The following is a 13,837-nucleotide window of genomic DNA, read 5'->3' on the forward strand; positions in this document are numbered from 1 at the left end:
CCTCTCAACGTTTTGGCAATAGCACGATTGCAGGCTTTTTCTAACGATTAGCGAGCACGCAGTGCCGTTCTGGCTACTTAAGCGAAGCTGCGTCTGAGTTGTGATAAAATCCCCTCTTTCTCAAAGCAAATAATAAAGCGCTTATAACAAAGCACCTATATAACGTTTCCGAGGCTTCAATGACGCTGATAAACCAGGACACCATCGCCGCACAAGCCACGCCGCCGGGACGCGGAGGTGTGGGTATTGTCCGGGTTTCAGGAAAGCTGGCTGCAACGATTGCCCAGCAGGTGGTGGGGTTTGTGCCGAAGCCCCGTTATGCCCATTACGGGCCCTTCTTCGATGCCGATAACAATCAACTGGATCAGGGGATAGCGCTCTATTTTCCCGGCCCTAACTCCTTTACCGGAGAGGATGTACTGGAGCTTCAGGGCCATGGTGGCCCGATTATCATGGACTTTATCCTGCGCCGGGTAGTGGAGTGCGGTGCGCGGCTGGCCAATCCCGGAGAGTTTTCTGAACGGGCGTTTCTTAATGACAAGCTGGATCTGACTCAGGCCGAAGCGATCGCAGATCTGATCGACTCCAGTTCAGAGCAAGCGGCCCGCTGCGCTCTGAAGTCCCTGCAGGGGGCCTTCTCCGAGCGGGTGCATCAGCTGGTTGAAGCGCTGACTCAGCTGCGTATCTATGTGGAAGCCGCTATCGACTTCCCGGAAGAGGAGATCGACTTTCTCGCTGATGGTAAGGTCGCCGGGGATCTGCAACGGATCATCGATAAGCTATCCGAGGTTAAGCAGGAAGCCCGGCAGGGCAGTATCATCCGTGAAGGGATGAATGTGGTGATCGCCGGACGACCCAATGCGGGTAAGTCCAGTCTGCTGAATGCACTGGCGGGTAAAGAGTCAGCGATTGTCACCGATATTGCCGGCACCACACGGGATGTACTGCGCGAGCATATCCATATCGATGGTATGCCCCTGCATATTATTGATACTGCGGGCCTGCGCGATGCCCCCGATGAGGTTGAACGGATCGGCATCAGCCGCGCCTGGGATGAGATACAGAAGGCAGACCGGGTGCTATTGATGGTGGATGGTACTACGACTGCGACGGATGACCCGGAACAGATCTGGCCAGAGTTTGTCAGCCGTCTGGAAGACAGAAGTAAGATCACCGTTATCCGCAACAAATGTGACCTGACCTCGGAACAGCCGGTTATCGGTGAACATAAGGGCCATACGCTGATCTCTCTCTCAGCCAAGGCAGATATCGGCGTGGATAACCTGCGCCAGCATCTGAAAGATTGTATGGGCTATGCCAATACCACTGAGGGTGGCTTTCTTGCCCGGCGTCGCCATATCGATGCCCTGAACCGGGCAGAGAGTTTACTCCTCACCGGACAGGAACAGCTGATCTACGGCGGTGCCGGAGAGTTGCTGGCCGAAGACCTGCGCCAGGCACAGCAACATCTGAGTGAGATCACCGGCGAATTCAGTTCCGATGATCTGCTGGGACGGATCTTCAGCTCATTCTGTATCGGTAAATAGTCAGTGTCGAGAAACGCTCCCGCTGCGCAACAAATATCAGACCTTAATAAAGGTTAATGGATCTGCTGTGGAGCCTACCGGCGTTGTTTTCAGGCATTTCAGGAAAATTGAAAACAGTTCACCGTGAGAGGTAATATCTAACTTCTGGTGGACCCGCTTGCGGTAGACTTTAACGGTTTCCGGACTGATATCCAGCAACCGGGCGATGGATTTACTCGAATGGCCCCGCAGGATATAGCGCACAATTTCACACTCCCGTTCGCTCAGGCAGGATGAACCAAACAGAGAGAAAGCGTTTTCCAGATGAGCCCCCACCCGCCCGATACCCTGAGGCTGATCGGGTTTGATATCCGGCCAGTGACTTCGGGTCAGTGCGATCAGCAACCCGGCGATAAGATCAAGACGATGCAGATCATTGGTAGTTAGCGAAGCCTGATTATCTCGCAACCCCAGAGACAGGTGTACCTGTACATTCTCATTCAGATTAACAATCAGAGTGGTTTCATCCCGCAGCCGGGTAGGGCGAAAGAAGCTATTGAAATACTCACTTTCAAAGAAATCATCCGGGGCGATATCCCGCAGATGATAGAAGCCGTCATCCACCTTTTGTTTAGACAGTTCATAAAAGGGATCTAACAGATAGGCCCCTTCAAAATAGGGAACCCAGCAGTTATTTATCTCTTTTATCTTAAAGTTATTAAACAGGGGTTGAGGAACCTCGTCTTTAACAAAGGCATACACCATCATCGTGTCATAAGCGGAGATATATTCACAGATTCGTGAAAGCACTATGGGTAGTTCATCACAACCCAGACTGTCCACCGCCTGCGCACTCAGATCAAAAAGTTCTTTAATCTCATTGTTGCTAATCAGTGGTACCTGCATATCTATATCCGCTTTAACTGACTACGTCATCGTCTGTTACTCCGTTTCAGAAAAACATAAAACAGGCTGTTTGCACAGCCTGTTGCCATTTATTTTAAATTAAATGATAACACTCCCTCGTACAGCTCTGGTCGGCGGTCTCTGAAAAGCCCCCACTGATCACGGTGCTTAGCCACGCGATCAAGATCAAATGTCGCCAGCAGAACCGATTCACTTGTCCTATCCGCATCAGCAACCAGTTCTCCAAACTCATTGCTGATAAATGAGGAACCATAGAATCTGATCGGTGTGTCGCCCTCGGTCTCCTGACCTATCCTGTTTGAGGCAGCAACAGGGACAAGATTAGCCCCGGCGTGGCCCTTCATAACATTCCTCCAGTGAGGTGCGCTGTCATAATCAGGATCGGCAGGCTCACTGCCAATGGCGGTAGGATAGAAAATTATCTCCGCCCCCATCAGAGCCATTATCCGTGCAGCTTCGGGGAACCATTGATCCCAGCAGATGCCAACACCGATGCAACCGAAGCGGGTTTCATGAACCATAAAACCGGTATCTCCAGGGCTGAAATAGTATTTCTCTTCATAACCCGGGTTCTGTGGAATATGGGTCTTACGGTAGGTTTTACCCACTGTTCCATCCGCATCAATGACGACCAGCGAATTAAAACGCGTATTGCCGGCACGCTCAAAAAAAGAGAGCGGCAGAACAACATTCAACTCTTTAGCAAGCGCAGAAAAATGAGCAATGAGAGAGCTCTCAGCTACTGTTTTTGCCAACGCATTGTGATCTGCATGCTGCTCAGCACAGAAGTAGGGCGTTTCAAACAGCTCCTGTAGCAGAACAATCTGAGCACCTTGTGCTGCCGCTTCTCTGACCAGCTTTTCAGCGGTCATTATATTTTCTTCAATATCCCAGGAACAGGACATCTGGGTTACCGCTATCGTTACATTTCTCATAGGCTCTTATCCAAATAAACCGTCGACATATAAAGGAAACTATCAACTATTCTGATCAGCAATCTCCGCTCTGCCGCAGATACATTTCAGCGCCCTGTTTTAATCGAGGTCCAGGCGCTGGTTAGTCTGCGGTCAAATTTTGCTGAATGGGCTTTTTGCGAGAAAAGTTTTGCTTTGATCTCATCACCCGGATAGATACCGGGGTTGGTCCGTATAGAATCCTCTAAAAATGGAGCAACCTGAGTATTGGGTACGGCATACATAACGAAATTTGAGATTCCAGCTGCATTTTCAGGTTGTAGCAAATAGTTAATAAACTTATGCGCTGCTGTTTTATTCTTTGCATCAGCCGGGATGGCAATCAGATCAAACCACGCCACGCTACCTTCAACAGGAATAACATATTTAAGTTTGGCTTTAATACCCGCTTCGACCGCCCGCTGCTGAGCACGAAGCAGATCGCCGTTATAGCCTAACGCCAGGCAAATATCGCCATTTACCAGATCCTGAACAAGGGTTCCGGAATTGAAGTACTTGATATTTTTGCGAACCTTTTTGAGCAGTTGCATACCTTTTTCAAGGTCGTCTTTATCCTCACTATTTGGATCGAGCCCCAGGTAGTTAAGTGTGATTGCCATCACTTCAGAGGGAGAATCTAATAGTGCAATACCGCAATCCTGTAGCTTTGAAGAGATATTTTCGTCAAACAGAAGGTCAAAACTATTGAAAGGACGATCACCCAGGCGTTCCTTTAACAGATCTTCGTTGTAACCCAGGCCGATGGTACCCCATGCATAAGGAACACCATATGCATTCCCCGGATCACTGATTTCAGCGGTTTTCAGCAGAGTTGGGTCAAGATTTTTATAATTCGGTAGCTCTGAGCGGTCTATTTCACTGTAAATACCCGCCTTCGCCTGTCGCTCCAGAAATGAACCCGATGGCACGACAATATCGTAGCCGGAATTACCCGCCATCAACTTTGCTTCAAGCGCCTCGTTAGAATCATAAACATCATAGTTAACTTTAATCCCAGTCTCAGTCTCAAAGCTTTTGACTATCTCCGGATTAATATAATCCCACCAGTTATAAACATTCAGAGTCTCAGTTTCTGCCATCGCGGCCCCTGAAAAACCCAGTATAATGGCTGCCGTAAGTCCTGCCTTTTTTAAAATCATCTTGATCACCATTTGCGTTTTCTGTTGCTTAAGAGCCTAGGAGTATTTGCAAGAGGCTGGTATCCCCACTACGTGGTACACTTAAAGCTGCCAATGAATTGGCTTTTGCGTAAAATTTAACCTTCTGAATATCAACTAAAACCAGTTAATTTTTTTGCATAAGTAAGGACTCACTATGACTTCAAATATCAGCTGTCCTCATTGTTCGGCCACCAATAAAGTACCAACTGAACGACTTAGTGATGGCCCTAAATGCGGTAAATGTAAGCAGCCTTTGTTTCAGGGCAAACCGGTGGATCTGAGTGCCACAAACTATCAGAGCATGATCAGTCGCAACGATATTCCGGTTCTGGTTGATTGCTGGGCCAGCTGGTGCGGCCCCTGTAAACAGTTTGCTCCGGTGTTTGAACAGGCTGCCGGACAATTTGAACCCCGGCTGCGCCTGGCTAAACTTGACACTGAAGCGCAACAGGCGATTGCCGCCCAACTGCAGATCCGCTCAATACCCACTCTGATTCTGTTTAAACAAGGCAGAGAGAGTGCCCGTATCAGTGGTGCACTACCGCTGGGCCAACTTAAGCAGTGGCTAATGCAAAACGGGGTTGATCTCTGATCACCCCCCAGATCTGCTGAAACAACAGATATTCTCTCTACTAGCTTGCTCCATTTCCCGCGAGCAAGCAGATCTCTCAATTCAAGAGTTACTCACATCGTTTTATCCCCAGCCCCTCTATCCTCTGCACAAAAGGCACCTCTTAAAGTTATAAACAACGGTGATAAATTTGCATAAAGACAAACACTCTTTAATTTCAATAAGTTATATGTAAACTAAACGAATAAAGCAAAACTTACTAACAAAAGATTGTGGATAAGCGTTGGATTAGCCGCGAATAAACTGTGCAGAGCCGGTGTTTATCTTATCCCTCTTGAAAAATAAACAATGGGAGAAGAAACGGTATAACTCTCTCAGCCGTTGGCTATTGTCGACATAAACTCTTTTAAGCTACTGAAATTATGAGTGTTTACTTTTGTTAGGCGATTATCTTAGCGCTTACCCGGCTGAATCACTTCAGATAGCTTATCCACGCGACATCTTAATCTGCAGCCACAGCAACTCTTTCTCGAGAGACCTTCTGAACAGATCAACCTGCCAGCTGAATTTATCCCCTAAACCCTGTGAGTAAACTGTATAACTACATGGGAACAACGGGTTAACAACACTGTGGGTTGTTCTGCCTGTGCATAAACAGCGATGTTACGCACAGCTCTGTGACATCCTATAAAGAGGTTAACCGCAGTTATACAACAGAGTTTATTACCTTATAACTATTTGAAAAATATCATGATATTAAGGTTATCAACTGAAGGAGGGCTGTCTAATAATAAGAATAAAAATAAAGAACATATCTTAAAAACATATTTAACTTATATATAAAAGATTAGAAAAAAGAGAGATCGATTAAAAGGTGTACAAAGTTTAACCATTTCTATATTGACCCCTTAGGTTTATACTTAGCGCCTTTTTCTGAGCCACTGCCTTCAGGCATAACAATTCAGGCTCTCTTTAATTAAATAATGAGGTTAAGTGAGTGGACTATCCTGACCACTTTGATGTGATTGTAATTGGTGGTGGCCATGCCGGAACTGAAGCTGCGTTAGCGGCAGCCCGTACAGGTGTTAAAACTCTGCTGTTAACCCATAACATAGAAACCCTTGGCCAGATGTCGTGTAATCCGGCGATTGGCGGGATTGGCAAAAGTCATCTGGTTAAAGAGATCGATGCGCTGGGTGGCGCGATGGCTGTTGCGACCGATAAAGGGGGGATTCAGTTTCGCACCCTGAACTCACGCAAAGGCCCGGCTGTACGTGCTACACGTGCGCAGGCTGACCGTATCCTCTATAAAGCGGCTATCCGGAATATCCTGGAAAACCAGCCAAACCTGCAACTGTTTCAGCAGGCCGTAGATGATCTGATTGTTGAAGGTGAGTCGGTCAAAGGTGTGGTTACTCAAGCAGGCCTGCGCTTCTTTGCCAACAATATCGTACTTACTGTCGGGACTTTCCTCGGCGGTAAGATCCATATTGGTCTGGATAACTATGCTGGCGGTCGTGCAGGTGATCCGCCCTCGATCGCTCTGGCGGACCGCTTGCGTGAGCTGCCGTTACGGGTCGACCGCTTAAAAACCGGTACGCCGCCCCGCATCGATGCCCGCAGTGTTGATTTCAGCCTGATGCAGGAACAACCCGGCGATACACCAACACCGGTGATGTCATTTATGGGTTCACTGGCGGATCATCCCCGCCAGATCAGCTGTTATATTACCCACACCAACGAGCGCACCCATGATATTCTGCGCTCCGGACTGGATCGTTCGCCGATGTATACCGGTGTGATCGATGGCGTCGGGCCGCGTTACTGTCCATCCGTGGAAGATAAGATTGTCCGTTTTGCCGATAAAACCAGCCATCAGGTGTTTGTTGAGCCGGAAGGCCTGACCACCCACGAGCTTTATCCCAACGGTATTTCAACCAGTCTGCCATTTGACATTCAACTGGCGGCGGTGCGCTCTATCCGTGGTTTTGAAAACGCCTTTATCACCCGGCCAGGCTATGCGATCGAGTACGATTTTTTCAATCCCCAGGATCTTAAGCATACTTTGGAAACCAAAGTGATTAACGGCCTCTACTTTGCCGGTCAGATCAACGGTACCACCGGTTATGAAGAAGCCGGTGCTCAGGGGTTGCTGGCGGGGGTTAATGCTGCCCTGCGGGCGCAGGAGAAAGAGCAGTGGTATCCGCGTCGCGATGAAGCCTATCTGGGGGTTCTGGTGGATGATCTGATCACTCTGGGGACCTCAGAGCCTTACCGGATGTTTACCAGTCGGGCGGAATACCGTTTGATTCTGCGGGAAGATAATGCCGATCTGCGATTAACTGAAAAGGGTCGTGAACTGGGTCTGGTCAGTGATGAGCGCTGGCAACGTTTCTGCGATAAGCGGGAAGCGATCGAGCTTGAAAATCAGCGTCTTAAAGAGACCTGGATTCAACCGGGTACGCCTGAAGCTGAACTGCTTAATGCGCAACTGCAACAGCCGATTAGCCGGGAATATAATCTGCAGGATCTGGTGAAACGCCCGGAGCTGAATTATGCCGCTGTGGCTGGATTGAAAGGTGAAAAAGTAGCAGATCCTCAGGTGGCTGAACAGGTTGAGATCCAGATTAAGTATGCGGGCTATATCGACCGGCAGAAAGAGGATATTGATAAGGTTCGTCGCCAGGAAGATACCCTGCTGCCAATAGACTTTGATTACGCCTCGGTGGGCGGTTTGTCGAATGAGCTGACTGCCAAGCTTGAACAGATTCGACCTGAGAGTATTGCTCAGGCGGCCCGAATCCAGGGGATGACACCCGCTGCAATCTCGCTGCTGCTGATCCACCTGAAAAAGAAACAGATGATCAATAAAAAGGCTCAGGCTTGATGCAGCAGTACCGTATTCTACTAGAACAACAGTGCCACCAGATCGACCTGAGTCTTACTGATGAACAGTATGATCAGTTGCTGAGATACCATGCGTTGCTGGTTAAATGGAATAAAACCTTTAACCTTACGGCGGTGCGTTCAGCGGAAGAGATGATCAGCCGTCACCTGATCGATAGTCTGAGTGTGCTGCCCTATATCGATGTTGAACGACTGATCGATGTGGGCAGTGGGCCGGGTTTGCCGGGGATCCCCCTGGCGATCTGCCGGCCTGATCTGCCGATCACGCTGCTGGATAGTAATATCAAGAAAAGTCGCTTCCAGTTTCAGGCGAAGGCTGAGCTGGGGCTCGATAATGTCGACGTGATTCATGAGCGGGTGGAGAAATATACACCGGAAATTCCTTTTGATGGCGTTATATCAAGGGCATTTGCCTCATTACAGGATATGATTCACTGGACTTCGCATCTGTGCTCGGACAAGGGTATTTTTCTTGCAATGAAAGGGATGTATCCTGTTGAAGAGATTGAGTTATTACCTGAGTCCATTAATCTGCTTCAGAGTATCCGGCTAACGGTGCCGGGCACTGATGGCGAGCGGCATCTGCTGATGTTAGGGAGAACTTGAACGTGACTAAAATATTAACCATCACCAACCAGAAAGGTGGCGTGGGTAAAACCACGACCTGCGTTAATCTGGCGGCGTCGCTGGCGGTCACCAAAAAACGGGTGCTGATGATTGATATGGACCCTCAGGGCAACGCCACCATGGGCAGCGGCGTGGATAAGCACAACCTGAAAAATTCGGTGTATGAGGTGCTTATCGGTGAAGCGACCCTGGAAGAGTCAATTATCAGAAATGCCCCGGCGGGTTACGATATTGTTGGTTCAAACGGTGACCTGACAGCGGCTGAGGTTGAGTTGTTACAGCTGCCGCGGCGTGAGTTTCGCATGAAAATGGCACTGGAAAAGGTGCAGGAAAACTACGATTTCATTCTCATCGATAATCCCCCCTCGCTGAATTTGCTGACCGTTAATGCCCTGGCAGCATCCAGTGGCGTTATTATCCCGATGCAGTGCGAATATTATGCGCTGGAAGGGATCAGCTCACTGATCGGCACGATCAATAAGATCAATAAACGTCTCAATCCCTCGTTGAAGATCGAAGGGATTCTGCGCACCATGTTCGACCCCCGCATGAGCCTCACCAAAGATGTCTCTGACCATCTGGTCGAATACTTTGGCGACCAGGTATACCGTACCGTTATCCCCCGCAACGTGCGTCTGGCAGAGGCCCCGAGTCATGGCTTGCCGGCACTGATGTATGATAAAAACTCCCGGGGATCGGTGGCCTATCTGGCATTGGCGGGCGAGCTGATTCGTAAATCGGCGCAGAATGATAAACGGGCAGATAAACAGGAACAGGAAGGCTGATCGATGGTGGTTAAAAAGCGTGGTTTAGGACGGGGGCTTGATGCTCTGTTATCAACCAGTACTAAATTTGCAGATGACGCTGTATCCGAAGCGAAAGCACAGGGAGACGGCTATCGGCTGATGCCTCTCGATCAGATTCAGCGGGGTAAGTACCAGCCCCGCCGCGATCTGGAGCCGCAGGCGTTGGAAGAGCTGGCCAACTCCATCCGAGCCCAGGGGGTAATGCAGCCTATTGTTGTGCGTCCTGTGGCGGATAACCTGTATGAGATTATTGCCGGTGAACGCCGCTGGCGCGCCAGTCAGATGGCTGGCTTGGATGAGATTCCTACCGTAATCCGTGATGTGCCGGACGAAGCGGCAATTGCGATGGCGCTGATTGAGAATATTCAGCGGGAAAATCTTAACCCGATGGAGGAAGCGATCGCCCTGGATCGTCTGAAAATGGAGTTTGAGCTGACGCAACAGGAAGTCGCGGATGCGGTGGGTAAATCCCGCTCCTCGGTGACCAATCTGTTACGCCTGATGCATCTTACCGATGAGGTGAAGAAGATGCTTGAGTATGGTGATATCGAGATGGGCCATGCCCGGGCACTGTTAGGGATGGATGGACCGGAGCAGATTACCGCTGCCAAAGAGGTAGTAGGAAAAAATATGTCGGTACGGCAGACGGAAGATCTGGTGCGTAAACTGCAACAGAAGAATACTGAGCCGACACAGTCCCCTAAAAAACCGGACCCCATACTGAAAGATCTGTCCGATTCTCTTTCCAGTCGGCTGAATAGTAAAGTGTCTATCAGTGAAAATGCTGCCGGTAAGGGAAAGATTACTATCGCCTATGAAAACCGTGAAAAGTTTGAAGCAATCCTTAAAGCCCTACAATAATTAGGTTTTTTCTGCGGCGAGAAATCGCTGCAGATACCGCTACTAGGGTATTTACTTAGTTCTTCCACTCCTTGCGTCTAATACAAAAGTGCAAATCGGTCTGAATCGTGTTGAAGCTGATCGTTTAAGCCCCTATAATGCGCTGGCTGTGAAAGGACGTGTTTACGTTTTATTTACACAGAAGAAGGGAAACTGAGGCTGTATGAAGATGAGAAACGAGCACCGGAAACCTGGCGTTCATGCTCGTATCGCCTTGCAGCAGTTTAAAAAAGTCTTCCTGATTCAAATAGTTAGTATGATAGTGATTGCGGGAGTTTCGCTTCTGCATAGCGTGAGTGCGGCATATTCATCCCTCTGTGGCGGGATGGTTTTTTTGCTACCCACCTATGTCTTTGCTTATCGTGCCCTGATGGTGCGCCAGGTAAGGAATACTCCCGGCGCTGTGATTACGCAGCTATATACGAGTGAAATATGGAAAATGGGCTTATCCATCGCACTCTTCTCTGCGGTGTTTATCCTGATTCAACCTCTGAATCCATTTTCCTTATTTGGCACTTATATATGGCTTCAGCTGACTGGCTTTATTGCCCAGCTGAGGCTGAATAACAGTTTCTTAAAACTTTGAATGAGAGAGATAGTAATGGCTAGCGAAATGACTTCCTCAGCCTACATATCCCACCACCTGACGAACTGGACGTTTGGTGTGCATCCTGAACACGGTCTGGGCTTTGCCCATACTGCAGAGGATGCAGCAGCGATGGGATTTTGGGCAATTCACGTTGATACAATGCTATGGTCTGTAGGTTTGGGCCTGCTGTTTATCTGGTTGTTCCGTAAAGTTGCTAAAACAGTAACGTCCGGCGTACCTGGCAGCACACAGAACTTTGTTGAAGTGATCATCGAGTTCATTGAAGACAACGTTAGCAGTATTTTCCACTACAAAAATGCGTTGATTGCCCCGCTGGCTTTGACCATTTTTGTCTGGGTCTTCCTGATGAATACCATGGACCTGGTGCCAGTTGACTGGATTCCGTTCCTGACTCAGAAGATCGGTGAAGCGTTCGGCGCTGATCCACATCACGTCTATATGAAGGTCGTACCGACTACCGACATCAACGCTACCCTGGGGATGGCGATTGCAGTGTTTGGTTTGATTCTGTTTTACAGCATCAAAATGAAGGGTCTGGGTGGTTTCCTTGGTGAGCTGGCATTCCAGCCGCTGGGTAAGTGGATGCTGCCATTCAACTTGTTCCTGGAGATCGTAGGCCTGCTGGCGAAGCCAGTATCACTGGCATTGCGACTGTTCGGTAACATGTATGCAGGTGAGATGATCTTTATTCTGATCGCTCTGCTGCCGTTCTGGGCGCAATGGCTATTGTCAGTGCCATGGGCGATCTTCCACATTCTGGTAATTACGCTGCAGGCGTTCATCTTCATGGTTCTGACGATTGTCTATCTGGCCATGGCGCATGAAGACCACTAAGTAGTTGTAATAACTGAATAATTAAACGATTTCTTTTTAAACTTAAACTTTAGCAATTAAATATCGGAGAAAAACTGATGGAAATGGCATTGCTGTACATCGCTGGTGCACTGATGATGGGTCTGGGTGCTGTAGGTGCCGCTGTAGGTATCGGCATCCTGGGTGGTAAGTTCCTTGAAGGTGCTGCACGTCAGCCTGAGCTGATCCCACTGCTACGTACTCAATTCTTCATCGTAATGGGTCTGGTTGACGCCGTACCTATGATCGGTGTTGGTCTGGGTCTGTACGTACTGTTCGCTGTTGCATAAGTAGAGCTACATACGTCCCTTTATGGGTAACTACTTTTTAAGACAACCGCGAGAGGTAATGGCGTGAATATCAATCTAACCATCTTTGGTCAGATCATTGCATTTGCCTTCTTCGTTGTATTTTGTATGAAATACGTTTGGCCACCAATTACTGGTGCGCTGGCAGAACGTAAGAAGAAAATTGCAGAAGGTCTGGACGCTGCAGACCGTGCTCAACGCGATTTGGAACTGGCTCAGGAAAAAGCCATGGCCGATATGCGTAAGAGCAAGGAAGAAGCAGCCGCCATCATTGAACAGGCTAATAAGCGAGCTAACCAGATCGTTGATGAAGCTAAAGAGAAAGCACGTGATGAGGCTGCACGCCTTGTAACGGCTGCTCAGGCTGAAATCGATCAGGAAGCAAACCGTGCCAAAGAAGTTCTACGCGCTGAAGTTGCTGCTCTTATAGTAGCCGGTGCTGAGAAAATTCTTGAAGCGTCTGTTGACGCTAACGCGCACGCTCAGCTTGTTGAAAAACTAGCTGCTGAGCTTTAAGCGAGGTTTACGATGGCTGAACTCAATACAGTCGCTCGACCTTATACCAAAGCCGCTTTCGAGTACGCTGTGGCTAAAGGGAATCTGGACCAGTGGTCTGACATGCTGACAACTGCAACCGCAGTTGCACAGCATGAGACGATGAAACTGGTTCTGGGTAACCCCGGACTCACCAGCGAACAGAAAGCTGATGCGATGATTACCGTCTGTGAAGAACAGATGGCAGATCAGTCAACAAAGAACTTTATCTCTTTGCTGGCCGAAAATCAGCGTCTGGCTTTGTTACCAGAGATCTCTGCGCAGTTTGAACAGTTGAAAGCCAATCAGCAGCATTCTGTTGAGGTACGTGTTACAACTGCCTTTGATCTGGGCGAGCAGCAGCAACAAAAATTAACTCAGGCACTGAGCTCCAAGCTGGGTCGCGAAGTGAGTCTGACTACCGATGTGGACAAGTCCATTATTGGTGGTGTGATCGTTCGAACCGACGATATGGTTATCGACGGCTCTATTCGTGCTCGACTGGCTAAGCTAGCCGAAGCAATGAACTCCTGAGTGTGAGGATTAAACATGCAGCAACTGAATCCATCTGAGATCAGCGAGATTCTTAAGAGCCGCATCGAGAAACTTGATGTCTCTTCTGAAGCCCGTAATGAAGGTACTATCGTCAGCGTTTCTGACGGTATCATCCTGATTCACGGCCTGGCTGACGTAATGTACGGGGAGATGATTGAATTCCCCGGCGGTATCTACGGTATGGCGCTCAACCTTGAGCGTGACTCTGTAGGTGCTGTAGTACTGGGTGACTATCAGGGTCTGGTAGAAGGTATGACCGCGCGTTGTACTGGCCGCATCCTGGAAGTACCTGTTGGTCCGGAATTGCAGGGTCGTGTAGTAGACGCCCTGGGTAACCCGATCGACGGTAAAGGCCCGATTGAAACTAAACTGACTGACCCTGTCGAGAAGGTTGCACCCGGTGTAATCGAACGTCAATCAGTTGATCAGCCAGTGCAGACTGGTCTGAAATCCATTGATGCCATGGTGCCAGTTGGCCGTGGTCAGCGTGAGCTGATCATCGGTGACCGTCAGATCGGTAAGACTGCGATCGCCATTGACGCTATCATCAACCAGAAAGGTACCGGCGTTAAGTGTATCT

14 protein-coding genes and 1 pseudogene are annotated in these 13,837 nt (G+C 48.9%); 12 read left to right on the top strand and 3 right to left on the bottom strand.

What is annotated here, in order from left to right; translation table 11 throughout:
• Positions 1–179 precede the first annotated feature (179 nt).
• On the top strand, positions 180–1,547 hold the full coding sequence (gene mnmE / locus ACQY8X_RS13150; protein WP_428035596.1) for a tRNA uridine-5-carboxymethylaminomethyl(34) synthesis GTPase MnmE: 1,368 nt from the start codon (positions 180–182) through the stop codon (positions 1,545–1,547).
• Positions 1,548–1,583: 36 nt separating this feature from the next.
• Here the strand turns inward: mnmE and ACQY8X_RS13155 are convergent, their stop codons facing one another.
• The 3 genes from ACQY8X_RS13155 to ACQY8X_RS13165 all read right to left on the bottom strand — a co-directional run bounded on the left by ACQY8X_RS13155 (position 1,584) and on the right by ACQY8X_RS13165 (position 4,578).
• A complete protein-coding gene (locus ACQY8X_RS13155; protein WP_428035597.1) occupies positions 1,584–2,432 on the bottom strand; it encodes a helix-turn-helix transcriptional regulator in 849 nt (282 codons plus the stop codon).
• Positions 2,433–2,521: 89 nt separating this feature from the next.
• Positions 2,522–3,388: an N-carbamoylputrescine amidase gene (aguB, locus tag ACQY8X_RS13160; RefSeq protein WP_428035598.1), complete on the bottom strand. Its 867-nt coding sequence runs from the start codon at positions 3,386–3,388 to the stop codon at positions 2,522–2,524.
• Positions 3,389–3,474: 86 nt separating this feature from the next.
• Positions 3,475–4,578: a polyamine ABC transporter substrate-binding protein gene (locus ACQY8X_RS13165; RefSeq protein ID WP_428035599.1), complete on the bottom strand. Its 1,104-nt coding sequence runs from the start codon at positions 4,576–4,578 to the stop codon at positions 3,475–3,477.
• A gap of 163 nt (positions 4,579–4,741) precedes the next feature.
• Here ACQY8X_RS13165 and trxC point away from each other — a divergent pair, with 163 nt between their 5' ends.
• The 11 genes and pseudogenes from trxC to ACQY8X_RS13220 all read left to right on the top strand — a co-directional run.
• Positions 4,742–5,179 carry a thioredoxin TrxC gene (trxC, locus tag ACQY8X_RS13170; protein ID WP_428035600.1) on the top strand — a complete coding sequence of 146 codons (438 nt, stop codon included), beginning with the start codon at positions 4,742–4,744 and terminating at the stop codon, positions 5,177–5,179.
• 976 nt (positions 5,180–6,155) lie between these two features.
• On the top strand, positions 6,156–8,045 hold the full coding sequence (gene mnmG, locus ACQY8X_RS13175) for a tRNA uridine-5-carboxymethylaminomethyl(34) synthesis enzyme MnmG (protein WP_428035601.1): 1,890 nt from the start codon (positions 6,156–6,158) through the stop codon (positions 8,043–8,045).
• Positions 8,045–8,671, top strand: a complete 627-nt coding sequence (gene rsmG, locus ACQY8X_RS13180; protein ID WP_428035602.1) for a 16S rRNA (guanine(527)-N(7))-methyltransferase RsmG — start codon at positions 8,045–8,047, stop codon at positions 8,669–8,671. Before mnmG ends, rsmG begins: the two co-directional genes overlap by 1 nt.
• A 2-nt stretch (positions 8,672–8,673) precedes the next feature.
• On the top strand, positions 8,674–9,477 hold the full coding sequence (locus ACQY8X_RS13185) for a ParA family protein (RefSeq protein WP_428035603.1): 804 nt from the start codon (positions 8,674–8,676) through the stop codon (positions 9,475–9,477).
• A gap of 3 nt (positions 9,478–9,480) precedes the next feature.
• Positions 9,481–10,359: a ParB/RepB/Spo0J family partition protein gene (locus tag ACQY8X_RS13190; RefSeq protein WP_428035604.1), complete on the top strand. Its 879-nt coding sequence runs from the start codon at positions 9,481–9,483 to the stop codon at positions 10,357–10,359.
• A gap of 202 nt (positions 10,360–10,561) precedes the next feature.
• Positions 10,562–10,984, top strand: a complete 423-nt coding sequence (locus ACQY8X_RS13195) for an ATP synthase subunit I (RefSeq protein WP_428035605.1) — start codon at positions 10,562–10,564, stop codon at positions 10,982–10,984.
• A gap of 15 nt (positions 10,985–10,999) precedes the next feature.
• Entirely contained in the window at positions 11,000–11,842 is an 843-nt protein-coding gene (gene atpB, locus ACQY8X_RS13200; RefSeq protein ID WP_428035606.1) for a F0F1 ATP synthase subunit A, read from the top strand.
• 83 nt (positions 11,843–11,925) lie between these two features.
• Positions 11,926–12,150: a F0F1 ATP synthase subunit C gene (gene atpE / locus ACQY8X_RS13205; protein WP_425424959.1), complete on the top strand. Its 225-nt coding sequence runs from the start codon at positions 11,926–11,928 to the stop codon at positions 12,148–12,150.
• Between the two features lie 63 nt (positions 12,151–12,213).
• Positions 12,214–12,684, top strand: coding sequence for a F0F1 ATP synthase subunit B (locus ACQY8X_RS13210; protein WP_428035607.1), 471 nt, complete (start codon positions 12,214–12,216; stop codon positions 12,682–12,684).
• A gap of 12 nt (positions 12,685–12,696) precedes the next feature.
• Positions 12,697–13,236, top strand: a complete 540-nt coding sequence (locus tag ACQY8X_RS13215; protein WP_428035608.1) for a F0F1 ATP synthase subunit delta — start codon at positions 12,697–12,699, stop codon at positions 13,234–13,236.
• A gap of 15 nt (positions 13,237–13,251) precedes the next feature.
• Positions 13,252–13,837 (top strand): annotated as a pseudogene (locus ACQY8X_RS13220) (F0F1 ATP synthase subunit alpha); the annotation flags it as partial.

It is taken from the genome of Amphritea sp. (genome assembly GCF_050300915.1).
GTDB lineage: Bacteria > Pseudomonadota > Gammaproteobacteria > Pseudomonadales > Balneatricaceae > Amphritea.

Bases quoted from the DNA above. Each gene is read 5' to 3' on its own strand.
- mnmE (WP_428035596.1), top strand. From the start codon at position 180: ATGACGCTGATAAACCAGGACACCATCGCCGCACAAGCCACGCCGCCG.
- ACQY8X_RS13155 (WP_428035597.1), bottom strand. From the start codon at position 2,432: ATGCAGGTACCACTGATTAGCAACAATGAGATTAAAGAACTTTTTGAT.
- aguB (WP_428035598.1), bottom strand. From the start codon at position 3,388: ATGAGAAATGTAACGATAGCGGTAACCCAGATGTCCTGTTCCTGGGAT.
- ACQY8X_RS13165 (WP_428035599.1), bottom strand. From the start codon at position 4,578: ATGGTGATCAAGATGATTTTAAAAAAGGCAGGACTTACGGCAGCCATT.
- trxC (WP_428035600.1), top strand. From the start codon at position 4,742: ATGACTTCAAATATCAGCTGTCCTCATTGTTCGGCCACCAATAAAGTA.
- rsmG (WP_428035602.1), top strand. From the start codon at position 8,045: ATGCAGCAGTACCGTATTCTACTAGAACAACAGTGCCACCAGATCGAC.
- ACQY8X_RS13190 (WP_428035604.1), top strand. From the start codon at position 9,481: ATGGTGGTTAAAAAGCGTGGTTTAGGACGGGGGCTTGATGCTCTGTTA.
- ACQY8X_RS13195 (WP_428035605.1), top strand. From the start codon at position 10,562: ATGAAGATGAGAAACGAGCACCGGAAACCTGGCGTTCATGCTCGTATC.
- atpB (WP_428035606.1), top strand. From the start codon at position 11,000: ATGGCTAGCGAAATGACTTCCTCAGCCTACATATCCCACCACCTGACG.
- atpE (WP_425424959.1), top strand. From the start codon at position 11,926: ATGGCATTGCTGTACATCGCTGGTGCACTGATGATGGGTCTGGGTGCT.
- ACQY8X_RS13215 (WP_428035608.1), top strand. From the start codon at position 12,697: ATGGCTGAACTCAATACAGTCGCTCGACCTTATACCAAAGCCGCTTTC.